Annotated in this window: 30 protein-coding genes and 4 pseudogenes; 15 read left to right on the forward strand and 19 right to left on the reverse strand. The window is 55.2% G+C overall.

Features of this window, described 5'->3' with window-relative positions; translation table 11 throughout:
* Positions 1-1,625 (reverse strand): flagellar basal-body MS-ring/collar protein FliF (fliF, locus tag CH74_RS15690; RefSeq protein ID WP_216594783.1); only part of this gene is annotated, 1,625 nt, incomplete at its 3' end.
* Positions 1,626-2,036: 411 nt separating this feature from the next.
* Between fliF and fliE the strand changes: the two genes are divergently transcribed.
* Positions 2,037-2,366 (forward strand): flagellar hook-basal body complex protein FliE, encoded by a 330-nt coding sequence (gene fliE, locus CH74_RS15695; protein WP_048308463.1) that lies wholly within the window; start codon positions 2,037-2,039, stop codon positions 2,364-2,366.
* Here fliE and CH74_RS20115 read toward each other — a convergent pair.
* From CH74_RS20115 to CH74_RS15715, 6 genes and pseudogenes are all read right to left on the reverse strand, one after another.
* A complete protein-coding gene (locus CH74_RS20115) occupies positions 2,363-2,707 on the reverse strand; it encodes a prolyl oligopeptidase family serine peptidase (protein WP_367379130.1) in 345 nt (114 codons plus the stop codon). The two genes, fliE and CH74_RS20115, sit on opposite strands and share 4 nt — an antisense overlap.
* A 98-nt stretch (positions 2,708-2,805) precedes the next feature.
* Positions 2,806-3,252: pseudogene (locus CH74_RS20120) on the reverse strand (alpha/beta hydrolase); the annotation flags it as partial.
* 177 nt (positions 3,253-3,429) lie between these two features.
* A complete protein-coding gene (locus CH74_RS15705) occupies positions 3,430-5,469 on the reverse strand; it encodes an EAL domain-containing protein (RefSeq protein WP_367379131.1) in 2,040 nt (679 codons plus the stop codon).
* 246 nt (positions 5,470-5,715) lie between these two features.
* A pseudogene (locus CH74_RS20125) lies at positions 5,716-6,054 on the reverse strand (GAF domain-containing protein); the annotation flags it as partial.
* A 280-nt stretch (positions 6,055-6,334) separates the two neighbouring features.
* The gene (locus CH74_RS15710; RefSeq protein WP_048308465.1) at positions 6,335-6,712 is read right to left on the reverse strand and encodes a flagellar protein FlaG; all 378 of its coding nucleotides are present in this window, start codon (positions 6,710-6,712) and stop codon (positions 6,335-6,337) included.
* A 30-nt stretch (positions 6,713-6,742) separates the two neighbouring features.
* Entirely contained in the window at positions 6,743-7,222 is a 480-nt protein-coding gene (locus CH74_RS15715; protein ID WP_048308466.1) for a hypothetical protein, read from the reverse strand.
* Positions 7,223-7,614: 392 nt separating this feature from the next.
* Here CH74_RS15715 and CH74_RS15720 point away from each other — a divergent pair, with 392 nt between their 5' ends.
* The gene (locus tag CH74_RS15720; protein WP_053070795.1) at positions 7,615-7,911 is read left to right on the forward strand and encodes a DUF1778 domain-containing protein; all 297 of its coding nucleotides are present in this window, start codon (positions 7,615-7,617) and stop codon (positions 7,909-7,911) included.
* Between the two features lie 179 nt (positions 7,912-8,090).
* On the opposite strand, the gene CH74_RS15725 is transcribed toward CH74_RS15720, so the two are convergent.
* The 3 genes and pseudogenes from CH74_RS15725 to CH74_RS15735 all read right to left on the reverse strand — a co-directional run bounded on the left by CH74_RS15725 (position 8,091) and on the right by CH74_RS15735 (position 9,150).
* Positions 8,091-8,381, reverse strand: a complete 291-nt coding sequence (locus tag CH74_RS15725) for a DNA-binding transcriptional regulator (RefSeq protein WP_048308467.1) — start codon at positions 8,379-8,381, stop codon at positions 8,091-8,093.
* 122 nt (positions 8,382-8,503) lie between these two features.
* A pseudogene (locus CH74_RS15730) lies at positions 8,504-8,911 on the reverse strand (putative toxin-antitoxin system toxin component, PIN family); the annotation flags it as partial.
* Positions 8,911-9,150, reverse strand: a complete 240-nt coding sequence (locus tag CH74_RS15735; RefSeq protein ID WP_048308468.1) for a ribbon-helix-helix domain-containing protein — start codon at positions 9,148-9,150, stop codon at positions 8,911-8,913. The gene CH74_RS15735 and the pseudogene CH74_RS15730, both read right to left, overlap by 1 nt.
* A gap of 157 nt (positions 9,151-9,307) precedes the next feature.
* Here CH74_RS15735 and CH74_RS17930 point away from each other — a divergent pair, with 157 nt between their 5' ends.
* The 5 genes from CH74_RS17930 (at position 9,308) to CH74_RS15755 (ending at position 11,086) form a co-directional block, all read left to right on the forward strand.
* On the forward strand, positions 9,308-9,661 hold the full coding sequence (locus CH74_RS17930; protein ID WP_053070796.1) for a hypothetical protein: 354 nt from the start codon (positions 9,308-9,310) through the stop codon (positions 9,659-9,661).
* 2 nt (positions 9,662-9,663) lie between these two features.
* Entirely contained in the window at positions 9,664-10,107 is a 444-nt protein-coding gene (locus CH74_RS15745) for an AAA family ATPase (protein WP_053070797.1), read from the forward strand.
* Positions 10,108-10,119: 12 nt separating this feature from the next.
* On the forward strand, positions 10,120-10,344 hold the full coding sequence (locus CH74_RS17935) for a hypothetical protein (protein ID WP_156181556.1): 225 nt from the start codon (positions 10,120-10,122) through the stop codon (positions 10,342-10,344).
* A gap of 108 nt (positions 10,345-10,452) precedes the next feature.
* Positions 10,453-10,842 (forward strand): nucleotidyltransferase family protein, encoded by a 390-nt coding sequence (locus tag CH74_RS17940; RefSeq protein WP_156181558.1) that lies wholly within the window; start codon positions 10,453-10,455, stop codon positions 10,840-10,842.
* Positions 10,843-10,852: 10 nt separating this feature from the next.
* The gene (locus CH74_RS15755) at positions 10,853-11,086 is read left to right on the forward strand and encodes a hypothetical protein (protein ID WP_216594784.1); all 234 of its coding nucleotides are present in this window, start codon (positions 10,853-10,855) and stop codon (positions 11,084-11,086) included.
* 244 nt (positions 11,087-11,330) lie between these two features.
* Here the strand turns inward: CH74_RS15755 and CH74_RS18700 are convergent, their stop codons facing one another.
* From CH74_RS18700 to CH74_RS15765, 3 genes are all read right to left on the reverse strand, one after another.
* Positions 11,331-11,705: a hypothetical protein gene (locus CH74_RS18700; protein WP_156181560.1), complete on the reverse strand. Its 375-nt coding sequence runs from the start codon at positions 11,703-11,705 to the stop codon at positions 11,331-11,333.
* Between the two features lie 89 nt (positions 11,706-11,794).
* Positions 11,795-12,877 (reverse strand): FliC/FljB family flagellin, encoded by a 1,083-nt coding sequence (locus CH74_RS15760; RefSeq protein WP_048308469.1) that lies wholly within the window; start codon positions 12,875-12,877, stop codon positions 11,795-11,797.
* A gap of 318 nt (positions 12,878-13,195) precedes the next feature.
* Entirely contained in the window at positions 13,196-14,236 is a 1,041-nt protein-coding gene (locus tag CH74_RS15765; RefSeq protein WP_048308470.1) for a flagellin, read from the reverse strand.
* Between the two features lie 451 nt (positions 14,237-14,687).
* On the opposite strand from CH74_RS15765, the gene CH74_RS15770 reads away from it, so the two are divergent.
* The 5 genes and pseudogenes from CH74_RS15770 to CH74_RS20130 form a co-directional block, all read left to right on the forward strand.
* Positions 14,688-14,906, forward strand: a complete 219-nt coding sequence (locus CH74_RS15770; protein WP_048308471.1) for an antitoxin MazE family protein — start codon at positions 14,688-14,690, stop codon at positions 14,904-14,906.
* Positions 14,903-15,232: a type II toxin-antitoxin system PemK/MazF family toxin gene (locus CH74_RS15775; RefSeq protein ID WP_048308472.1), complete on the forward strand. Its 330-nt coding sequence runs from the start codon at positions 14,903-14,905 to the stop codon at positions 15,230-15,232. Before CH74_RS15770 ends, CH74_RS15775 begins: the two co-directional genes overlap by 4 nt.
* On the forward strand, positions 15,229-15,360 hold the full coding sequence (locus CH74_RS19870; protein ID WP_301280864.1) for a hypothetical protein: 132 nt from the start codon (positions 15,229-15,231) through the stop codon (positions 15,358-15,360). The genes CH74_RS15775 and CH74_RS19870 overlap by 4 nt, the downstream gene beginning before the upstream one ends.
* Before the next feature lie 31 nt (positions 15,361-15,391).
* On the forward strand, positions 15,392-15,619 hold the full coding sequence (locus CH74_RS15780) for a DUF2835 family protein (protein WP_048308473.1): 228 nt from the start codon (positions 15,392-15,394) through the stop codon (positions 15,617-15,619).
* 127 nt (positions 15,620-15,746) lie between these two features.
* Positions 15,747-15,920: pseudogene (locus tag CH74_RS20130) on the forward strand (hypothetical protein); the annotation flags it as partial.
* Here CH74_RS20130 and CH74_RS15785 read toward each other — a convergent pair.
* From CH74_RS15785 to CH74_RS15795, 3 genes are all read right to left on the reverse strand, one after another.
* Positions 15,893-16,291: a type II toxin-antitoxin system VapC family toxin gene (locus CH74_RS15785; protein ID WP_048308474.1), complete on the reverse strand. Its 399-nt coding sequence runs from the start codon at positions 16,289-16,291 to the stop codon at positions 15,893-15,895. The pseudogene CH74_RS20130 and the gene CH74_RS15785 overlap by 28 nt on opposite strands.
* Positions 16,288-16,524 carry a type II toxin-antitoxin system Phd/YefM family antitoxin gene (locus CH74_RS15790; RefSeq protein ID WP_048308475.1) on the reverse strand — a complete coding sequence of 79 codons (237 nt, stop codon included), beginning with the start codon at positions 16,522-16,524 and terminating at the stop codon, positions 16,288-16,290. Before CH74_RS15790 ends, CH74_RS15785 begins: the two co-directional genes overlap by 4 nt.
* A 91-nt stretch (positions 16,525-16,615) precedes the next feature.
* The gene (locus CH74_RS15795) at positions 16,616-17,662 is read right to left on the reverse strand and encodes an asparaginase (RefSeq protein WP_048308476.1); all 1,047 of its coding nucleotides are present in this window, start codon (positions 17,660-17,662) and stop codon (positions 16,616-16,618) included.
* Between the two features lie 318 nt (positions 17,663-17,980).
* Between CH74_RS15795 and CH74_RS15800 the strand changes: the two genes are divergently transcribed.
* Positions 17,981-18,229 (forward strand): DUF4160 domain-containing protein, encoded by a 249-nt coding sequence (locus tag CH74_RS15800; protein ID WP_048308477.1) that lies wholly within the window; start codon positions 17,981-17,983, stop codon positions 18,227-18,229.
* The gene (locus tag CH74_RS15805; RefSeq protein WP_048308478.1) at positions 18,216-18,626 is read left to right on the forward strand and encodes a DUF2442 domain-containing protein; all 411 of its coding nucleotides are present in this window, start codon (positions 18,216-18,218) and stop codon (positions 18,624-18,626) included. Before CH74_RS15800 ends, CH74_RS15805 begins: the two co-directional genes overlap by 14 nt.
* A 57-nt stretch (positions 18,627-18,683) precedes the next feature.
* On the opposite strand, the gene CH74_RS15810 is transcribed toward CH74_RS15805, so the two are convergent.
* Genes CH74_RS15810 through CH74_RS15820 form a run of 3 tightly spaced genes read right to left on the reverse strand, consistent with a single transcriptional unit; the run spans position 18,684 to position 21,610 of the window.
* Complete coding sequence (locus CH74_RS15810) at positions 18,684-19,982, reverse strand: TRAP transporter large permease (protein WP_048308479.1); 1,299 nt, start codon at positions 19,980-19,982, stop codon at positions 18,684-18,686.
* Positions 19,983-20,008: 26 nt separating this feature from the next.
* Positions 20,009-20,578 (reverse strand): TRAP transporter small permease, encoded by a 570-nt coding sequence (locus CH74_RS15815; RefSeq protein WP_048308480.1) that lies wholly within the window; start codon positions 20,576-20,578, stop codon positions 20,009-20,011.
* 27 nt (positions 20,579-20,605) lie between these two features.
* Positions 20,606-21,610, reverse strand: coding sequence for a TRAP transporter substrate-binding protein (locus CH74_RS15820; RefSeq protein WP_048308481.1), 1,005 nt, complete (start codon positions 21,608-21,610; stop codon positions 20,606-20,608).
* A 296-nt stretch (positions 21,611-21,906) separates the two neighbouring features.
* Here CH74_RS15820 and CH74_RS15825 point away from each other — a divergent pair, with 296 nt between their 5' ends.
* Positions 21,907-22,785: a DUF1989 domain-containing protein gene (locus CH74_RS15825; protein ID WP_048308482.1), complete on the forward strand. Its 879-nt coding sequence runs from the start codon at positions 21,907-21,909 to the stop codon at positions 22,783-22,785.
* Positions 22,786-22,795: the final 10 nt, after the last annotated feature.

A 22,795-nucleotide genomic window follows, 5' to 3' on the forward strand; every position in this document is an offset into this window, starting at 1 on the left:
CCTTTGACGACGAGGGCGACCATGCGCGGATCTTCCTGGGCCATCTCACGCGCTTCCTTGAGATTCTGTTCGTAGGCCGAGGCGCCACGACGACGGCGACGCGGCGGTGGCATCTCGTCCACGAAGTCATCGTCTACGCGACTATTCGATGAAGAGGCGGCTGCCATGGCCGGGGCATTGGGCGCCGCTGCCGGCAAGGCCTGGCTGTGACGCTTGACCAGAGGGCGCAGCACCATGAACCAGAGGAACAGAGCGGCCAGGGCGACGAGCAGATAGCGACCCAGGGTCAGCGCCAGATCGATGGCCTGAGCGGTCTGCCACCAGGGCAGGGGCTCGATGGTGTCATCGCGTAGAGCAAAGCTTGAATTGACCACCTCGATGGCGTCGCCTCGGGCCTCGGAGAAGCCCATGGCCTGACGCACCAGGCGCTCGATCTGGGCCAGTTCGTTGTCACTCAAGGGCTCACGAATGGCCTGGCCTTCTTCATCGAGACCATCGCGATAATTGATCACTACCGCGACAGAGAGACGCTGAACGCTGCCGCGACGGTACTGCACGTGCTCGACGCTGCGATCCACCTCGTAGTTGACCACGTCATCCCGGTCCAGTCGGCTGGGCGGCTTGTTCGCGTTGGTCTCATCGACATTGCCTTCTTCGTCTTCCTCATCGGCGGGTTCAGCACCCTGATCGATGGGGGAGGCGAGAGTACCGGGAGGTGTGTTGGTCAGCGCGCCGGGGATGCCACGACCCAGATCATCGCTGCCGGTGTAGGACTCGCTGGTCTGACGACTGCGCACCGCCGCTTCGTTCGGCGGCTGATTGGGGCCGTAGCGCTCCGCGGTCTGTTCACGAGTCGAGAAATCGATCTGGGCCGCGACCTGGGCGCGGACGTTGTCCGGGCCAAGAATGGGGGAGAGGATGCGTTCGATGCGCTGCTGATAGGAGCGTTCGACTTCCTGAATGTAGCTCAGTTGGGTGCCGTCGAGATCGCCCAGGCTGCTGCCGCTGCGAGAGAGCAGACGACCGTTCTGATCCACCACGGTGACCGCATCCGAGGCAAGCTCCGGCACGCTGCCGGCCACCATGTGCACGATGGCATTGATCTGGCCGTCGCCCAGCACGCGGCCGGGCTGCAGGGTCAATACCACTGAGGCCTTGGCGGGTTCCCGCTCACGAACGAAGACCGATGACTTGGCAATGGCCAGATGGATGCGTGCCTGGGCGACCGGCCCCAGGGCCTCTATCGAGCGAATGAGCTCGCCTTCCAGGCCGCGCTGATAGTTGAGCTGCTCGGTGAACTGGCTGACGCCAAACGCCTGGGTATCCATTAGCTCGAAGCCGACGTTGCCGCCCTGGGGCAAGCCCTGCTCTGCCAACTGCAGGCGCAGCGTATGCACCTGGTCGCCGGGTACCAGCAAGGCGCCGCCACCGTCACTGAAACGATAGGGAATGCCGCGAGTATCCAGCTCATTGATGATGCGACCACCGTCTGCGTCGCCAAGATTGCTGTACAGCACGCGGTAGTCAGGGGTACTGGCCCACAGTAGCATGGCCGCCACGATGGCGACGGCGGCAGCGCCTGCGATCAGCAAGGGCACCAAGGGGCTTTTGCGTAGCTTGGTCATCAAGCTCGCCGCGGACGACGCCTTGCTGTCCGAGGCATTGCGGTTGCCTGTGATGCAGTCGATTGATTGGCCGAAGCGGCGTCGCTCATGCTCGCCTCCCGGCGCTAAAGAAAGTGCCTGTGAAGGCGATGTTGTGTGTGTCGGCCCGATAGCCGTGGGTCGGTCCAGATAACATGATGATGTCCGGCTCCAGCATCCGTCTCGATTCGTCGCTCCGACCAGGCTCAAGTGCCTGACCCGAACGGTCGGGTGATGGAGGTCATTATCCGTATCGAGGGCAAGGCTAAAGGAAGGAAAAGGACGCGTTTGTTAGTTCATTTGCATGCATGAATAGGGCGGAGGGGTTGATAGGCTTGCCATCACTACTAATCTCGTTATCAGTCCCATTATCAATGCGTGCAGGAGTTACTTATGAGTGCACCCGCCATTCAGGCAGCACTGAATCAGATGCAGAGTCTGGCGACCCAAGCCAGCGGTCAAGCCGCCAAAGGACAGCAGCTGTCCACCCTGGTGGGCCAGGGCGGTTTCGCCGGCGAACTGCAGTCCTCGATACAGCGCATCAACCGGCTGCAGCAGACTGCGAATGCCAAGCTCAACGCCTTTCAGGCGGGGGAGCCAGGCGTATCACTGAACGACGTGATGGTGGACATGCAAAAAGCCAGCGTCGGGTTTCAGATGGGCGTTCAGGTGCGTAACCGCCTGGTGACGACCTACAAGGACATCATGAACATGCAGGTTTAATCCCCAAGCTCGCGTCTTAAAAACGCCATGGCAGCGTCCATGGCGCTGCCGCGAGTAAGAAAGGTGGTGATATGACCCCGATAGCGCAGCAGATACAGCTCGCTATCGATGCCGGCCTCCTTGAGCGCCTTGTGAAAGTCCCTGGCGTGATCCACCGGCACGAGACTGTCCCAGGTGCCATGAAACAAAAAGAAGGGCGGCGCATTCCCGGTAATATGTTCCATCGGCGAGGCCTGAGCGTACTGGGAGGGCACTTCCAGCCGTGTGCCGCCAAGAAATTCCACCACCAGACGCCCATCATCGAACTTGAACAGATTGCTCGGCGTGCCCCCGGAAACCACTGCTGCCAGCTTGGAAGACTCCCCGCCGTAGGCTGATTCAACGCGCCGTCTTCACTTGCCACCAGCGCCAACAGGCTCACCAGATGCGCTCCGGAAGAGTAGCCCACCCCGGCAATACGAGACGTGTCTATCCCCCAGGCGTTCGCGTTTTCATGAATCCAGGCCATGGCCTGCTGCATGTCGTGCAGTTGGGCGGGGAACTTGTACTGCGGCGCAAAGCGATAGGTCACGTTGACCGCCACGATACCGCTGCGGGCCAGACGCTTGGCGATATCGGTCATGTCGTCCTTGGAGCGCCCCTGCCAGCCCCCGCCGTGTACCACCAGCGCCGCAGGCCGCTTGGCGACTCCTGGGGTGTCAGGTAAATAGACATCCGCCCGAAGGGCTTCGGGCCAGTCAGGCGGCGTGTAAACAAGGTTTTCGTACACTTGGAAGGCGTCAGTCTGAGGAAGCGTCGCGGAAGAGGGGGTGTCGGGTGCGTTTATATAAGTGGTGCATCCGTTCAGGGCAAACAGCAGAACGGGAAGAAGCCATAGGCTGCGCATTGCCACTCCTAAGCAGGGCTATTTCACAAGTAGGCGTTATGTTCTGTGGGAGCTCGTTTTAGCGAGGGGTAGAAAAAGTCACCATCGCCGGATAAATCCGGCTCCTACGAAAACCAGCGGTTGTGTCTATCGAGAATTGTTTCTCATCATAGCCTAGTCGTTTTTTGTGGTCATCGATCAGGAAGGGCAAGAAGCGGGAGGTAGTAACGCCAGCCCCGGTCTTGCCAGCAGATAGCCCTGGACTCGATTGCATCCCTGCTGGCGTAGAAACGCCAGCTGTTCCTGGGTTTCGATGCCTTCGGCGCAGATGTCGCGTCCGAATCCACGGCATAGCGTCAGAAGCGATTCGACGATGGCGCGATCCCCCTCGGAGTCAGGGAGTCCGGCGATGAATGACTTATCGATCTTGATCGTATCGAAGGGAAACTGCTTTAGATGGGAAAGGGACGAGAAGCCGGTCCCGAAGTCGTCAAGGGCAATACGCACGCCCTGATCATATAGCCCCGCCAGCTGCCGACCGATCCAGTCCGGCGACTGAATGAGAGCGGTCTCGGTGATCTCGAGTTCAAGTACGCTGGTAGGCAACCCGCGTTCACGCAGCGCCTCCAGCACGTGAGCCGCCAGGTGATCGTTGTCCATCAGCTGAATGGCGCTGACGTTGACGCTAATGAAAAAGTCGTCAGGAAGCTGATCCCGAACCGCAACGTAGTCATCCAGCGCTTGATCGACGATCCATTTGCCCACCTCGATCATCATGCCGTTTTCCTCGAGGATGGGAATGAAGACATCCGGGCCGATGATGCCGAGTTTTTCGTCTTTCCAGCGCAAGAGAACCTCCGCGCCTACCGGCCGGGAAAGATCTCCCAGCCGCCACTGAGGCTGAAAGTTCAGATAGAAATCGCCCCGGGCAAAAGCACCGGAAAGGCGCTGCTCGATATCCTGGTAGCGGCTGGCCTCCTTGAGCATGCCGCTGACATACTGACGGGTTCGATTACGCCCGTGCAGCTTGGCCTGTACCTGGGCGGCATTGGCCCGACGCAGAAGCTCCTCGGGTTTGATATAGCCCCCGGTGGTGGTGGCAAAACCAATACTGATGGTCAGCTGCAGCTCGCCGATCATGGGGAAGCGGTGCTGCTCCACCCGTTGACGCAAACGATTCGCCAGCTCCTGCACATGTTTATCACTGATCAGGTTGATGCCAATGGCAAACTCATCGCCCCCCAGACGTCCTATCAGTGCATCCGGATGCTCTGTCAGTGCCGATGCGAACACACCGGCCAGTTCCCGCAGCACATCATCCGCCATCGCCGTGCCGTGAGCGTCGTTGATGCGCTTGAAGCGATCGACGCCGCACACCAGCACGGCCTGGCGCCGCGCCGCGGCATGCCGCTTGGGGATATTTTTTGCCAGCGCCTTGAGGAATCCATCGCGATTGAGCTGACGAGTCAAGGCGTCATGATGAGTGATCCATTCGATCTCGCGCTGCGCTTCCAGGGACTCGCGCATATCTCGCGCAACGATGACATAGTTATAGCGGCCTGAGTTCTCGTGCCTGATGCGCTGTATCGTGGCTTGAACCGGAAGAGATTCGCCGCTGCGGCAGCGTAGATGAGTGTTCAGGCGCATGGACTGGCGGTCGTTTTCAAGCAGGGCGAGCTGCTCGGACGGCGCCGTATCGCTGAAACAGTCGATCAGCTGCCCGGGGGATAGCGCCTTGATTTCATCATTGCCGTAGCCAAGCTGATCCAGACCCCCTTGGTTGCAATAGGTGAAACGCTGGGACGCTTCTTCGAAAATGAGAATCAGATCCAGCGTCGCGTCCAAAGTGGCGCGAAACTCCTCCAGAGTCGCATAAAGAGCACTTTGTTTGCGTTCTTCATGTATTGCTTCGAGCAGGCGACTGCCGATGTCCATCAAGGGCCTCAGCAGATGCCGTGCACGTGCCTGGTTGAAGCCACCCTTGCGATTGGCCACCAGCATCAAGCCCACGTTCTGATTGTTCACCACGAACGGCACCATCAGCGCATTATGCAAAGGCGGGTGATTTGCCGGCAGCGAGCTTGGTGAGATGGCGGCAAAATCGGTCTCGGTAAATACCTGGATTTCCGGTTGCTGAAAGCGATTGTTCGTTAGCGCATTGATGCGATCGACGCTCAATCGGCGCCCCCCGTGAGCGAAAAACGCATGCATCTTGTCGCTCATTTCCCCTAATGACATGCCGAGCACATCCAGTACCGGGGCATTGTTTTCTGTCTTGATCTCGCCTACCAGGCCGTATTGGCACTTGCTCAGATGCAAGAAATCATCCAGCAACTCGAGCAGAATGAGCTTTGGGGGTGCGTCGGCACGATAACGCTGTTCCGCCCGAGCGATAAGCGTCTCGACGATGGTTTCTATGCCGATTTCATCTTCGGGCAGCTCGCCAAGTTGAACGGAGCGGCGGCCATCCGCAATCTCGAAGTTGATCAGATCCGCAATGTAGCGCAGCGTATCCAGCTCCTTCGAGCTGATCTTGCGTGGCTCATGATCGATGATGCATAGAGTGCCTAGAGGACTATCATCAAGCCCGTAGATGGGGACGCCAGCATAGAAGCGAATATGAGGCGCCTCGGTTACCAAGGGGTTGTCCTTGAAGCGTTGGTCCTTGCTTGCATCTTCGACGACGACTGGCTCGTTCGCCTCGACCACATGAGCACAAAAAGCATGCTTCATCGGCGTTTCGCGCACGGTGATACCCTGAACCGACTTGAACCATTGGCGCTTGTCGTCCACCAGGCTGACCAGGGCGATGGGCACCTCGAATAGCCGACAGGCAGGCGAGTCAGCACATCAAAGCGTCGCTCTGAAGGCGTATCCATCAGACGTGACGATTCCAACGCCTCCAGGCGCCCTGCGTCCTTGACTCTTGAAGACGGCAGGGGCAGGGAGCAACTGACAAAATGGTTCATTGTTCTACTCAGTCCTCGAGGCATTCATGGGGCGATACCGATAACACTGGATACGCCGTGTTATCCGCTATCATCGGCAGCCTTGCCGAGAATCTTGAATTATACTCATTTCGTCTAATGTACGTACGTTCGCGTCAAGCCTCAAGTGTGATCAGACGGCCGCGTATTTGCTCGAGAGAATCCGCGATACGCAGCACTTCCTCGCTGGGAAGCTGGCGTATCACATCGCCATTCAGCCGATCGACGATGCGAGTGACCACGCGACCCTCCTGACGCTGCAGATCGAACTCGATGCCATAGCTGCGCATCACATCATTGACTCGCTGTACCGGCTCCAAAAGCTCCTCGAAGCTGGTCGCATCAATCGCACCGCCGGTAACCTGTGCCAATGACGCCTGCCCATCGGAATAGGGCAGCTGAGCCAGCACTTTTTCTATGCGCTGCCTTGACGTCAGATCGTTGACGGAAGTCGTTTGCGCCACAAAATTCAGATCGTTGATAGAGGGTGTCATGGTGTATTCCGAACGTATGAAGCCAAGGATTCAGGCAATGACCTCTACCTGACTGTTATCGATATCCTCATCGACCCCGATGCTCAACAGCAGGGTGTGCTGATAGCCAAGCTGCGTCTTGTAGGCTTTGAGCTTCTTGATGTCTTGATGGATGTTGAACCGGTTGGTACTTTTTGCGATCTCGATGGCCGCAAGATTTTCCGAAGTGCCCCGCCTGTGAATGACGATATCTGGAAAGATCGTGCGCGCCTCGGTGGCCGCAGACGTCGTGCCGGTAATGACCTGCTGCATGTAATGACAAGGGGTTTCCCAGCAGTTGTATTCGCAGTCCACGTTCCACTCGGGCAACAGCGTCTGAAGATAAAAGGCCAGACGAAAAGAGATCGCCCGCTCGTTGGCGCCGCGCTTGAGAAGACAGCCGTCTTTCTCGATCAGAGTTTTCAACGCCTTATCGAGAGTTTCCAGAAATGTACTGTCCGATGTGGTCTTCAAGACGTGTAGATTGCTCATCGGTTTTTCCTGCTTGCCGAGTGGATGTGTAACTAGTGAAAGTATCTTGATTGTTATATCGGCAAGGGAATAAAAAGCTTGACTATTGGCGGGTATTTCATCTTGCCGCCCAGCGCCGAGCGATTGAATTAGGCTATTGTAGAAGTCGAAACCGGGCAGACAGTCCCGCATGCACTGATTGAAAAGTAATGCTGACCTGGGCCGAGAAGGCGCGGGAGGATTACCTTTACTGGCAAGCCAAGGACAGAAAGACGCTGAAGCGACTCAACACTTATAAGACATCAGGTGAAAGCCGACAGTTGCCCCATTACCAGTAAGTGAAGTAGATCCCATTGATTGCCATGATTAGGGTGTACGTACAGCCTACGTACGCTTAGCAGGACAGATAGGGCATGCAAGAGGAGGTCAACATGTCGGTCGCACCCACATCTAACGACATTACCGAACCCCGAGAGCGCAATTCTGCGCGCCTTAACTTCCGCACGACCGAGCGCATCAAGGAGGCTATCGAGCGGGCAGCAGCACTGAAAGGCCAATATGCCGGCTTTCGCACTCGATGCGGTATACGAGCGGCAATGGCTACCATTCAGGCGCATGAGGTGACACGGCTCACACCAGAGGATCACCAGCCCTTCGGGTTGCGCAGCAAAAAGCGCCATTCTGCGTTGCGAAACTTGAAAAGGGAATAACCCTTCCCTGCGCTTCGCGCCTTGACTGACACTTTTTGATGCAGCAACGCGGTTCGCGATGAAACGTCAACAGGCCCTAATATCGCGGGGTTTTGTAGGAGACCGATTTATCGGGCGATAGATCAGATCGAAGCCAAACTCAACGCCGAAGAGCCAGAATATTAAAAGGTCGATTGTCTTCAGGCATGGATCGCAGTGTGGGCACCGAGATTCACTTCGATGATTTTTAGAAGGGCGCGGGCCGGACCCGTTGGACGAACCCGTTTTTGCTCCCAGTTCTGAAGTGTTTTGGGATTTATGCCTATCAGGTAAGCGAACCGAGACTGTGATAGGCCGGTGGGCTCGCGAATAGCTTTCACGTCGGGCTCAGGAAACTCTCGAACCCGAAGACCTTGTACTGAATCACCACGCATGTGCCGCCCCATATCGCGAACGCTATCGAGCAGCTCGTCAAAATGTTGTTCATTCATCTCGTATCTCCGTTTCGATGACTGCAGCTAAACGATGTAATTGATCCCTCGTCAGATCTGGTGCCACATTCTTGGCATAGGTGTCGGGGCGTGTAATTAATCACACGGGCCCCGACATTTTGGAGAACTTCCCGACAAAAGGTGGATGCGGTAACGATGCGCGTGCGCTCGACATGTTCACGCTGCAACAATCCTGCATTGCGATCACCGGTTACCAGATAATCAGCGTTGCTGGCTAATGCCATGGCGACGAGAAACGCATCGTCCGGGTCATCGATTTCGGCCTCGATCGAAAGATACTCCAGCACCAGCGCTCGCCGCAGGTTATTGATCATCGTGCCTACTTCCGCAGGCTGCAGAATGGCCTTCAATTTGGGGTAGCGGCTGGCTCGGCGGATCTCATCAAGCTGCACGTGAGAAGTGACAAGCTCGAAACGTGACGAACGCCAGGCGCGATAAATGGTATCCGGGGCGCCATGAGGCGAAATCAGGGCGCTGAGCAAAATATTACTGTCGAGTATGACGCGCATTATCGTTCGCGAGACCATTGAAGGGCCTCGTCGACTGCCGACGCTATTTCCTCTTCGCTTACATTGGTGTTGTTCATTTTGGCTCGTTCTGCCGTCAATTCCAGAATACGAGCACATACGGCTTCTTCAATAAAACGGGATAGATCACCTTTCTTGCCACCACCTTGACTGGCAAGAAACATGCGAAGGGACTGATCGGTATCAGCCGAAACAGCAACGTTCCACCGAACTGTATTCATGACAACCTCGATTATATATGTGTTTATACGCTTATCGATGCACGCACTACAACGTAACTGCAATACTCGCCTGAGCAAGACAATAAATATAGAAAGTTCCATTATGGAACCCATTGGTTCATCATATGACAAATGTGACAACCACTAGGGACTGAATATGGCACAGACAGTCAAGCTCAATGACGACGAACTTCTTGAAGCTGCTAAAGCGCAGAAGGATCATTTCTCCCGATCGCTGAATGGCCAAATCGAATACTGGGCTCGGCTTGGCCGGTTTGTAGAGGAGTCCGGCATCTTCGATCTCCATAAAGTGAATCTGGCGTTTCAAGGCAAAATTCCGGTGGAGGATCTGGCTCCCGAAGAACAGCACGCCCATGCCGAAATGCTATGGCAAGCTCTGGAGGAACTGGACGGTTCAGATGGCAGCGTACTGCGCGAGATCGAGCAGGCTGGAGCAAGCGCTCACGGGTTGGATGAGCAAGGCAATCTCAAGGAAGCAGGCCCCAAATAAGAATGGATAAACGCGCTTCTCCTATCCTGCACCTCCTGGTGGGCATCAATGGTGCGGGCAAGACGACGTTTTACTACAGCCAGATCAAGCCTCGCGCCAGGGTGGCGTTTGTCAACGCCGACGAGATACAGAAGATGCGTTGGCCGCATGAGACCGATAATCCGCAGCGCTCCTATGAGGCGGCGGCTATCGCCGAGAATCAGCGAACGGAGCATCTCAGGCAAGGAAAGTCCTTTGCAGCCGAAACCGTTTTCTCTCATCCCTCAAAGCTGGAATTGATCCGTCATGCGCAGCAAAGCGGCTTTATGGTGGCGTTGTATCATATTCACGTAGCCTCCCCCGAGCTGGCGGCAAAACGGGTAGAAACCCGAAAAGAAATGGGCGGCCACGACGTCCCCAAAGATAAAATATTCTCCCGCTTTCCGCGTACCCTTGCGCATCTTTAAGAAGCCGTGCAGATGACGGATCGAACGATGATGTTCGACAACTCGGAGCTAGGGAAGACGCATCGTCACTTGATGACGCTGGAACGAGGCAGGATCACCAACCAGAAGAACGACTTGCCGGAATGGGCACGCCAGCAGTATGCGCGAGATATCGAGGTTTACCAGGGCCTTACCGCGAATGAGAACTCGGCCTCTAGCGCTCCAGAGAATGGTTCTCAAAGGAAAGACGATCTATAGCAGTAATGCGCCCATTTATGCTTGCTTATAGAGCGACGTCCACGGCAGGCAATAAATATCGACTCCCATGAAAGCGTTAAAATTATCGGCCACCGGGTGAAGCAGGCATTGGCCGATTTCAGCGAGATCGAGCAGATTGTGCTGTTTAGCTCTCTAGGCCGTGGGGCAGGGCGGCCGGACAGCGATATCGTTGTGGCGGTTGAAGCGGACAGGCGGCTGACGCCTGAGCAGCGCATTGCCATGATCGAAGTCTTGGCGATAGAGTTCGGGTGCCCGGTGGATCTCGTTGACTTGAAGGCAGCCGGGCAGCCTCTGCTGACTCAGATCGTCACCACGGGCAAGCGCTTGCTGGTCAGCGATACATTCATAATGATCTATTTTTGTATAGCAAAAATAGGTATTATTTTTTTATTTTTTTATATTTTTAATGGCTATAGCTTGAATCTTTCTGAACACTTCCCATCTATTATGGTGGTAATACTGCCAAGTAAAATTTAGGAAATTTAACATGGGAATGAAAGATGGAATTAAACAATGGGTTGATACGGCACTAGACGTAAAAGATGAAATAGCCGGTGAGCTTATTGATGCAGGCTTAGATCCTAAATTTGCCTTAAAAGCATCAACTGTTGTAACCAAAAAGGGAGTAGCGGAGAAGATTGATCGTTACTTCGGCAATCGTAATGCTGCTGAAATTACCCACACAATCAGCAATCTCTCAGAAGATGACTATCTCAATTGAAATATATGAGGCTCGGGAAGCAGGAGTTACCCCTGCTTCCTTTTTTTAATATTATTGTTATGCCAACAAAAGTGTTTAAATATTTAATATTGTAACAGTTTTCAGTATGAATTCCCTAGAAAAACAGCCTTCTTCGAGAGGGTGCGATTTTTAATAATTTTGTAGCGAACAAGAGTAGAATTGTTATAAAAATACTGAACAAAAAGCATGTTGTTTTATTTTTTAGTTTCTTTTATGCAGGATTTTATTTCCAGTTAAAATTTACTATTAAATACTCTTTTGGGAGAAGGTGATCTTTTCCATATTTTAAGAGAATAGTTTCACCTAGCTTAAGAGGAATTTCTTGGAGCTGGTTGAATGGGTCTGATGTTATTATTCTTTCAAAAGATGGAGACATCGTAGCCGTATCACCATTTGAGAAAATCAAGTAAGGTCTACACTTGTCAGTTTTCCCTTCTTTAATGATAAATTCTAGATCGGTTGTTGTATAGCCGTCAAAAACATTTCCCTTTCCTCCAGCAAAATCGGATAGATAAAGTGGAGTACTATCACTTGTTATTTCTAAATATAAATTAACTTCTGTGTCAGTTCCGCGAGTGCCGTCAAGCACTGAAGTCATTCTATATTGCATAATAAACTATATTTATCAGTATTGGTAATTAAAGGGCCGGCCTAAGCCGACCCTCATTACTACTTCGATGCTTGAAATTAACCCAGCAGAGACAGCACAGACTGCGGCAGCTGGTTAGCCTGCGCGAGGACAGAAGTGCCGGCCTGCTGCAGAATCTGGCTACGAGTCATATTGGCTACTTCAGTCGCGTAGTCGGCATCTTCGATGCGTGAACGTGCGGCAGAGAGGTTAGTCTCGTTAGTGCTCAGGTTGGTGATGGCAGACTCGAAACGGTTCTGCACGGCACCGAGATCAGAGCGGAAGCTGTCAATGGTCTTCAGGGCGTCATCAATATCAGCCAGTGGGCTTAGATTGGCGGCTGAAAGTGCATCAGCATCCAACGGTGCTGCATAGTCGGCGACAGTAACATCTACTGTAGTATCGCCATCAGTCACTGCAGCAACAGTAGCAGCAAAGTATTGTCCATCTGCGTTTTTGACGAAATAGTCAGTACCATTTTTAAGTACGCTGAAATCGTTACTATCAGCGGTGAACGCTGCACCACCGCCAGCAGCGGCAGCAAATGTAAAGGTTGCATCTGCATCAGCCGTTCCGGTCTGAGTCAATCCACCTGCAGTAACAGTTTTGGGCAGTGTTGTAACGTCAAGGCCGCCTAGTTGCAAAGATGCAGTATCTGTTTTCTCCAGGTTGACGCTGATGCTTTCGCCATCGTTTGCGCCGACTTGGATAGAGATTGCCTGGTTATCGGACAACACCTTGACGCCGTTAAAATTGGTTTCATTAGAAATACGATCAATCTCAGAGGTGCGCTGATTAATTTCATCTTGAATGGACTGTAGATCGTCACCGGAGTTGGTACCGTTCTGAGCCTGAACGGTCAGCTCACGAATACGCTGAACGTTGTCGTTGATCTGGTTCAGGGCGCCTTCAGCAGTCTGAGCGATGGAGATACCATCGTTGGCATTACGCTGCGCCTGAGACAGGCCGGTGATCTGGCTGCTCATGCGGTTGGCGATGGCCTGACCGGCGGCATCATCCTTGGCGCTGTTGATGCGTAGCCCGGAAGACAGACGCTCCATGGCGGTTGTCAGATCGCCCTTAGAAGCGTTCAGGTTCTGCTGAGAGATCATCGAGGTGATGTTGGTGTTGATAACTGACATGTTTATTTCCTTCCTATAGTAACCTGATTAGGTCTTGGGGGCTCCAGCGGCGGATAGGCGTTTATCAGTAGAGTTCTGCCTGTCTCACCACAACGGCGCCGTTGGCCGTTACCCTATTTATCGTCGCCTGGGAGAAATGCTTTAGCGATAAACAACATTTTTTATCGATTTATTGCTATATGGCTGTCTAAAATTCACAAGCAATGCGCACAAAAAATGATATGCGTTTGTCAGAGGAAACAAAAACAGGCCGCTTGAAAGGCGGCCTGTCGATGTTAATGCAAGGGCAGGGCGTAGGCCCTGCCAATGTTTTAGTTATTAACCCAGCAGTGACAGCACGGACTGCGGCAGCTGGTTGGCCTGGGCGAGAACGGAAGTACCGGCCTGCTGCAGGATCTGGCTGCGAGTCATGTTGGCCACTTCCGTTGCATAGTCAGCATCTTCAATGCGCGAACGAGCGGCGGAGAGGTTGGTTTCGTTGGTTGCGAGGTTGGTGATGGCAGATTCAAAACGGTTCTGTACGGCACCAAGATCGGAGCGGAAGCTGTCAATCTTTTTGAGAGCTGAATCAATATCTGCTAGAGGAGTTAGGCCAGCAGTTTTTGCTGCCGCTTCAGTGAGAGCGTTGGCAGCTGGATCGAGCGCCCCTTCATTGGCGAATGATACGACACCAGTACTTGAGTCGACAGTTGCAGCACCGAGGGCAAAATAATTGCCATCACTGTCTTGCATATAGTAATCATTACTGCTGTTTTGAATTACTGAGCCAGTAATCGCAGCAGAAAAGCTTTCACCATCAGTGAAGTCGTTAGATGAAACTTTCTGTGGCAGGTTGTTGACATCAAGCGAGCCAAGCTCCAACGATGCAGTATCCGTTTTCTCCAGGTTGACGCTGATGCTTTCGCCATCGTTTGCGCCGACTTGAATAGAGATCGCCTGATTGTCGGATAAAACCTTAACGCCGTTGAAATTGGTCTCGTTTGAAATACGATCAATTTCAGAAGTACGCTGATTGATTTCGTCCTGAATGGACTGCAGATCGTCCCCGGAGTTGGTGCCGTTTTGAGCCTGCACAGTCAGCTCGCGGATACGCTGAACGTTGTCGTTGATCTGGTTCAGCGCGCCTTCTGCTGTTTGGGCGATGGAGATACCGTCGTTGGCGTTACGCTGAGCCTGGGATAGACCGGTGATCTGAGCACTCATGCGGTTGGCGATGGCCTGGCCGGCGGCATCATCCTTGGCGCTGTTGATGCGCAGCCCGGAAGACAGACGCTCCATGGCGGTCGTCAGGTCGCCTTTGGATGAAGCCAGGTTCTGCTGAGAGATCATCGAAGTGATGTTGGTATTGATAACTGACATGTTTATTTCCTTCCTATAGTAACCTGATTAGGTCTTGAGGGCTCCAGCGGCGGTTTGGCATTCAACAGTGTCCTGCCTCTCTCACCACAACGGCGCCGTTGGCCGTTACCCTGTTTATCGTCGCCTGAGAGAAATGCTTTAGGGCTATTTGCTTTTTTTTGCAGAAAGATGCTGGAAAGAGTCAAGTGATGAAAAGGCCGGGCTTTCGATGCCAGTTCGGTTTGTCGGGGGGGCGTGCCCTTAAACCATTGCCGAGAGATCCTGGGAAGACCGCAGAGCGCTTGCTCTATGAAGAGGGTATGTCATGAAAACCATCATCAGCTTGTGGATCATGAATGGCGACCTTGACGATGAGAATCCGCTCCAAGGTTAGCGTGAGAGATGTCTTTTTGAGCTGTTGCAAGTAACAATCTGTAGTTGTAACTTGTAACAAACCCCAGAGGATACTGTGATGGCTCACATCAACGAGCGCGTACAGAAATACCGCGACAAGCTCCGCGCACAAGGGATGCGCCCGATCACGATCTGGGTGCCGGATACCCGGGCGCCGGGCTTTGCCGAGGAATGCCGTCGCCAGTCTCGGCTGGCCGCCGAAGCGGATAAGCAAGATCCCACTCTAGACTCGTTTCTGGACGCCGCTTTGATGGATATTGAAGGCTGGACGCCTTGAAGCGCGGCGATCTTGTGACGGTTTCACTGTCAGGTGATTTCGGCAAGCCACGACCTGCGCTGGTGATTCAATCTGACTTGTTCGCCGACCATCCCACCGTCACCATCCTGCCGTTGACCAGCACCCCGAATGATGATTCGCCACTGCTGCGCGTTGCGGTTGAACCAAGCGCCGGCAACGGTTTGAAGAAACCGTCCTGGGTCATGCTCGACAAAGTGGCCACATCACGGAGGGAAAAACTCAGTGTTGCGTTCGGTAGCCTTGAGGCAGCAACCCTTTCACAGGTCAGTCGTGCGTTGGGTACGTTCCTGGGCGTCACACATTGAGCGGTTTCCTTCGCAGCCGTACCATCAAGAGGATGAGCGAGTATGGGCTGGTGTCGATCAAGGAAGGGCCGCGCCATGCCAAGATTCCGGTACCCGTCGCGGATAGTTTCGAGGTTCGGTTAATGTAATGTTTCGGCTCAACAGCAGTAAACTTCTCTGATGCCCAGTATCGATGTGGTGATTGATCTTTCCGCCGAGCAGTGCCTGGCGCACTACGCGGGTGGTGCCCAGCACGTCTATGCCCGCAGCCGGGACGGGCGGCGGGTGGTGTTCCCCGCTCAGGCGCTGCGGCGCATCGTCGGGCGCGATGGCGTGCATGGCCTTTATCGGCTGAGCTTTACCAGTGATGGGAAGTTCGAGTCGCTGGTGGCTTTGTCGAGCCGGTAGACGCAGTTTCTAGCGGATCTTGAGACGGCTCAACGTCTTGCAGCCGAGTGGAGGAAATCATGAGTGATCCACCTTATGCTTGCTTCTGCTCCAAGGTAATGCGATAGCCTAGTCTACTGCCCATGCGAAAACTCAGGCGATTCGCGAGGCCTGCATAAAACTGGGCACCCAGCATCTAACGGATTGTGATATCTATATTCTGATGAGGCCTTGCCCGCCTGTTGCTGCAATGGCGCGCTGGAGAGATTCAGTGGCGCTTTCTTCCTACTATCGTCACCATAGCCATTTCAGGTGCGGATAGGCCTGGATCCGACCATCAGCCGTGATGAGCAGTGCGTTAGACTCGCGAGCGAGGGCTACGATCAATCGATCCGCTGGATCTGCATGAAAACTGCCAGGTAGCCGGGTGGACTGCACTGCGACTCGAGGTGTGATGGAAACAAAGCTAACCACTTCAATGCTTGCAACCTTATCGAGCCACTCATCTACATCCATTGTCAGAGTAAGTCGTCCCTTTTCTACCAGCATGGCAATTTCCCAGGCAGAAATGGCGGAAACCAATATTTCCCCCTGCTGCGCCATCTCTTGTTCAATGACTTGCCGTGCCGCCGCAGAAAGCCTGCTATCGGCCGATACCCACCACACCAGCGCATGGGTGTCGAGCACGATCACGACAACGCTTCCCAGCTTTCTTCATTCACCGGGTCGAAGGGCGCATCGTAACGCAGCACCGAATCAGCAAGTTCAGTCAGGGGGGACCGGACTTCCGGAGCACGATACTTGCGAATGATCAGGCTAGGGCGACCATGATCCGTGATGATGACTTCACCATCACTGGCTTCCAGTTGACGAAAGATTTCCAGAGCATGAGCTTTGAATTTTGATTTAGATATTTCAGTTTTCATGATGCCGCCTATAGTCATATGCCTATAGTCATAGTATAGATATAAGCATGCTTTTCAAGTGAGGTCACAGGTAGCAGCGCAGCATTTGCTTCTAACGCTCGCCCGCCAGCGCCGTCACGAAACGCTGTCGCCTTTCGCTATCGCTCAGCGGTTGAGCGATCAAATGCACCAGCTTGGTCATTGCGGCTTCCGGGGTCATGGCATCGCCAGAGAGTACGCCAGCGTCGATGAGTCCTCGACCGGCAGCATAGGTGCCAATGGATACCGGTCCATGAGGGCACTGGCTGATCGCAGCCAGCAGCTTGCCTTCACTGGTCGCCTGGGCGAGCACATCGAGAATTTTGGGGTCTTCGGGGATATTGCCGCTGCCCCAGACTTCCAGCAGGGCACCATTTACGCTGTCATCGAGTAGCCAGGCGGCTAGCAGACGGGCAGAGATGCCCGGCCAGAGGGTAACGCGCACCACGGCTGAGCCATCCAATGCACTGTAGTCCGGTAGTTCGAACTGGGACAGATCGCGTCGGTCATTCAGTCCCTGTGCAGCGTATAGAACCGGTGCACCGTTCACCATTTCACCCAGTAGCGGATAGTTGGGGCTGGTGAAGCCATCGAAAGCCTGGGTGTTCCACTTGCGGGTGCATACGCCGCGCATCAACTTGCCGGCAAAGCATACGGCGACTTCCTGCAACCCTGGCAAGGCGGCAAAACGCAGCGCCGATTCGACGTTGGTCAGCGCATCGCTGCCGTCTCCTTCCAGAGGCAGTTGCGATCCGGTCACGATGACCGCTCGATCTAGCCCCTGTAATTGAAAGGCCAAGCTAGACGCCGTCCAGGCCAGGGTGTCGGTGCCATGCAACACCACGAAGCCGGCGTAGCGCTTGTGGGCATCTTCATAGCGTTCGGCGATATCCCGAGCCAGGCGTTGCCAGTCGGCGGGGGTTGCGGCGCTAGAGTCGATGGGGTCGGGATATTCCAGCACCTCGAATTCAGGGAGCGATACCTGACCTGTCGAGGATAGCGTTGTCAGCGCTGCACGCAGACGCGCTTCGAAATCGTGGCCTGGCACAAGACCAGTGTCGCTGGGCACCATGCCCAAGGTGCCACCGGTGTAGATGACGAGGATGGGTGAGTTTGGCATTGGGTGTGCAAAATCCGTTTGGTGGCTGCCAGATTGGCGATTTAGGTAATTAGTTGAGGCTTAATGCTTCACCGCTCTTGGCTTTTTCCGGCCCAGTTATCGGCGTCGTATCGAGCAAACCACCCGCGAAAATTCTGCAGCTTTTGTGACGATAAATTTTCAATTTCCTGCTTAATGGCTTTCACTCGATCCATAACCTATCCCCTTTCAGTATTATCAATAGAATTATTGTAGCGTTCGCTCTTGGCGGTATACGAGCCTTCTCAAACTCATATTTAGCACAAACCCAAGTGCTTGGGTTTGTGCTAGACTCGCTTCATGCCAACCATTCTTCGTTTTGATGGCCTGCGAGCCGTTATCTACCCTAACGACCATCGACCGGCTCATGTGCATGTAATAGGCAAGGGAGGCGAGGCAGTGTTCATTCTCAATTGTCCTGATGGGCCGCCTGAGCTGCGCGAAAGCTATCGCTTCAAATCAGTAGAGCTCAATCGCATTGCATCAACGCTTTCGGATGAACTGTTGGCGTTATGCGCCAAATGGAGTGAGATTCATGTCTATTACTGACGACGACATCAAGCAAGCCGAAGGCCGCATGGCTGCCGAGCGAGACCGTGCCCATGTCACCTCGGCTCGATATGATCGCCGAGCCAAGCGGGTGATCATTCGTCTTCATTCGGGGCTGGAACTCGCTATTCCTCCTCATCTAGTGCAAGACCTGGCGGAGGCTGCGCCGGAAGCGCTGTCCGAGATCGAGGTATCGCCCTCCGGGCTAGGCCTGCATTGGCCAAAGCTCGATGCCGACCTTTATGTGCCAGCTCTTCTGGAGGGACAGTTTGGCTCCAAGCAATGGATGGCTCGCCAGTTGGGCGCGGCGGGAGGTCGTAGCCGTAGTCAGGCCAAGCGCAATGCGGCGAAGACCAATGGCGCCAAAGGAGGACGGCCACGCAAGAATCAGGCGTAACGTCGTTCAAACGTGCCGAGTGCTCGGCTGTAACCCAAAGAATTATTCCAAGAGTGATCAACGTCCACTCATCGCCTGGGGCAGATAGGTGGCGATTTCCGGGAAGATCGTGATGAGAATAACTCCCAGCCCCATCAGGAAGAAAAACGGCAGCGCCGCCCGGGCGATGCTGAGGATGTTCTTGCCGGTCAGGCCCTGCAGCACGAAAAGATTGAAGCCCACCGGCGGGGTGATCTGGGACATCTCCACGACGATCACTAGATAGATGCCGAACCAGATCAGGTCGATGCCGGCGGCCTCGACCATGGGTAGCAGAATCGCGGTAGTCAGCACGACTACCGAGATGCCGTCCAGGAAACAGCCCAGCAGAATAAAGAACACCGTCAATGCCACCAGCAGCATATAGGGCGAGAGATTCAATGAGGCGATCCAGGCGGCCAGGTCGCTGGGCAGGCCGGTGAAGCCCATGGCGGCAGTCAGAAACGAGGCCCCGGCGAGAATAAAGGCAATCATGGTGGAGGTGCGCACCGCGCCCATGGTTGCCTCGATGAAGGTGCTCCACTGCATCACCCCCTGCCAGCGCGCCAGCACTAGTGACAGGACGACGCCCACGGCGGCGGCTTCCGTGGGCGAGGCGAGCCCGGCGTAGATCGAGCCAATCACACCAACGATCAATCCCAACAGTGGAATCAGGCGCCGCGAACGTCGAAACTTCTCGCCGAGTGAGGTGTGTTCGTCCGCGGCGGGAACGCGATCTGGAAAGCGCCAGGACCACAGCATCAGGTAACCGGCGAACAGCGAGATCAACAGTATTCCGGGCAGAATACCGGCGATGAACAGTCGGGCGATGGATTGATCCGTGGCTACGGCGTAGACGATCAGTATGATCGAGGGCGGAATTAAAAGCCCCAGGGTGGCGGAGCCGGCCAGGGTGCCGATCACCAGGCGTTCGTCGTAGCCGCGTCGGGTCAGCTCAGGGATAGCCATCTTGCCCATAGTGGCGCAGGTCGCCGCAGATGAGCCAGAGACAGCGGCGAACAGGCCGCAACCGACCACGTTGGTGTGCAGCAAACGCCCGGGAATGCGGGTCATCCAGGGGGCGAGACCGGTGAACATGTCTTCCGCAAGCCGTGAGCGAAACAGGATCTCCCCCATCCAGATGAACATCGGCAGGGCAGTCAGCTCCCAGCTATAGCTGGCGCTCCAGATATCCGAGGCCATGACGTCGCCGGCAGGAATCGAGGTGAACTGGCTGATGCCGATCCAGCCCAGGCCCATCAGCGAGAACGCCACCCAGACGCCGCTGCCCAGTAAAACGAGTAGGGCGACGAGCAGCACCAAGACAAGCGTCAACATGAAACGATTTCCATGGTCATTTCTCGTTACTCTTCGAGTTGCTGCGCTTCGGGACTGGCATCGTCGATACGAAACTCGCCGGGCCGAGTGAAGGCGATCACGGCAGTGGTGATCCAGGCTTCAAGCAGCGCCAGGGTCAGCAGCAGGATGCCTAGCAGCATGGCGCTTTGCGGTATCCACAGCGGCACCGGCACCATGCCATAAGAGACTTCGCCAAACTCGATGCTGTCGAGCATCAGCACACCGGTGTACCAGGCAAGATAACCGCAAAGGCCCAGAGCGATACTCAGGCACCAGAGCTCGACGAAGACCCGCACCTTGGGCGGCAGTTGTCCGGTTAACAGGGTCACGCGAATATGACCGCCATGCACGAAGGTATAGGCGAGCCCCAGAAAGCTGGCGCCCACCAACAGGAAACCAGAGATTTCCGCAAGCCCTGGAATCGTGAGGTTTAGACTTCCGCCACCGGTCGCTGTCGAGAGCTTGTCGAGCAGGCGACCAAACACCTGCAAGGCGATCATGGCGCAGATGACGCACAGGCAAACCGCCGCCGTGTAGCCGCCTAGGGTATAAAGTGCGCGAAGTCGAAAGTGCATGGGCACTCCTAGGCTTATTAATGAACGCTACTGTTGAAGCTGCTGGTAGCTATCCAGAATCTGCTGACCCTGTTCGCCGGCACGCTCGCTCCATTCCTCGGTCATGGTATTGCCGATCTCTTCAAGAGACGCGGCCAGCTCTTCGCTAGGCTCGCTGACGGTGATGCCGTTGTCGCTAAGCTCTTTAAGCGCATCTTCGGTCTCTTGGCGGCTCATCTCCCAGCCGCGTTCCTGGGCTTCTTTCGCTGCGTCCAGCACGGCCTGCTGGGTTTCATCGTCCAGGCGGCCAAAGGCACGCTCGCTGACGATGATCATGTTCTTGGGCAGCCACAGCTGGGCGTGATTGAAATTGCCGAGATAGTCCCAGGCCTTGGTATCGGCACCGGTGGCCGGGGAGGTGACCATGGCATCCACGCGACCGGTACTGAAAGCAGTGGGAATGTCCGGTACCTCGATCTGGGTAGGCACGGCGCCGGCAAGCTGCGCTAGACGCTCGCTGGACTTGTTGTAGGCCCGCATTTTGAGATTCTCGAGATCGTCGATGGTTGACACCTTGTCCTGGGTGTAGATGCCCTGGGGCGGCCAGGGCACGGTGAACAGCAGACGCAGCTGCTGCTTGGCAAGTTCCTCGTCAATGATCTCTTTGGAGGCTTCCCAGAGAGTACGGGCCTGCTCGTAGCTCGAGGCCAGATAGGGCACTGAGTCCACCTCGAAAATGGCATTCTCGTTGGCCAGGCGCGACATGATTACCTCACCAAGGGGCACGATGCCGCGACGCACGGAGTTCTTGATCTCCGGATGCGCGATCAGGGAGCCATTGGCGTGCACGGTGATGTCCAGCTCGCCATCGGTTTTCTCGCGTACATCGTCGGCAAACTCGCGAATATTGACAGTATGGAAGGTGCGGTCGCCGTAGGGCGTGGGCATATCCCACTCGGTGGCTGCCTGAGCGGTCGTGCTCAAGGCGATGGCGAGCCCGGTGGCGGCCAGAGACAGACTGATGAACCTGCGGCCTAATCTGTAAAGAGTCATATGCGATTCCTTCTCGTTTTCAAGAAACCTGTTGAGTCTTGCTGCTATTGTTTTGTAGGAGCTTGCTTCAGCGAGCGATAGTGGCCTGACCATCGCCCGGTAAACCGGGCTCCTACCCAGCCCACGACATTGCGCCGATAGGAGCTCGCTTCAGCGAGCGATAGTGGCCTGACCATCGCCCGGTAAACCGGGCTCCTACCTAAACAGAGCTTGTGGCTCAGGATGGTTACAGCTTCAATGAGCATAGAACACAACCTGGGTGAAACGTACCGAGGCCGTCCAATGAAGGAGTCCCCATGTCCAATGTTGCCGCCGCTTATCGCGCCACGGAAGGCTCGATTCTCGATATCGACCGTGACTTCTATCGTCGACTTGCGCAAGAGCCAGATGGTCGCAAACTGATCACGAGCCACAGGGTGCCCATTCGCGATGGCCTGGCTTGGGAGGTGCCCGCGGGGCACATCTTTCGCCTCATGGTGACGCAAGGCCCCCAGGTCGGCGATCTCAATCTCTGGAACCTACATAACCCCCGGGAGCGCTTCTGGGCTTCTCGCACTCGCCAGCTGCAGCGCGCCCATGTTTCCACCTTCGATCGGCTGTGGTCGACGCTGCCCTATCTGCGACCCATGGCCACCATCATTGACGATAGTCTGGCGGATTACGGCATCGACGATGAAGGTGGGCGGGTACACGATCTGCTCGGCACCCGCTGCGACCCTTACGTGAACCGTCTGCTCAGCGGGGAGGATTTCGACTTCCACTGTCACTCCAATCTGGTGCGTGCCGTACTCCCTTATGGCCTCGACGAGCGGGACGTGCATGACGTGCTCAACGTCTTTCAATGCACCGGTCTGAATGACGACGATCAATACTTCATGAAGGCCTGCCCGGCGCGCAAAGGCGATTACCTGGAGTTCTTCGCCGAGATCGATCTGCTTTGCGCCATGTCCTGCTGCCCCGGAGGCGATCTCTCCGTGGATCTGTGGGGACCGGAGGCCGCGGATCCGCTTCAGACCTGTCACCCCCTGGGCGTGGAGGTCTATGCTGTGAAGGATGATCTGCTCGAGAGCTGGTCGCCGCCGGCTCCCGCTCCTTATAAAGGAGGGCACGGCTTGCAGCGTCCGCAGATCGATTGGGCGGAAATCAAGGCGAACAACGCCAATAGCGGCCAATAAGGGAGGACAT

The sequence above is a fragment of the Halomonas sp. PR-M31 genome (genome assembly GCF_001039575.1).
Classification (GTDB): Bacteria; Pseudomonadota; Gammaproteobacteria; order Pseudomonadales; family Halomonadaceae; genus Modicisalibacter.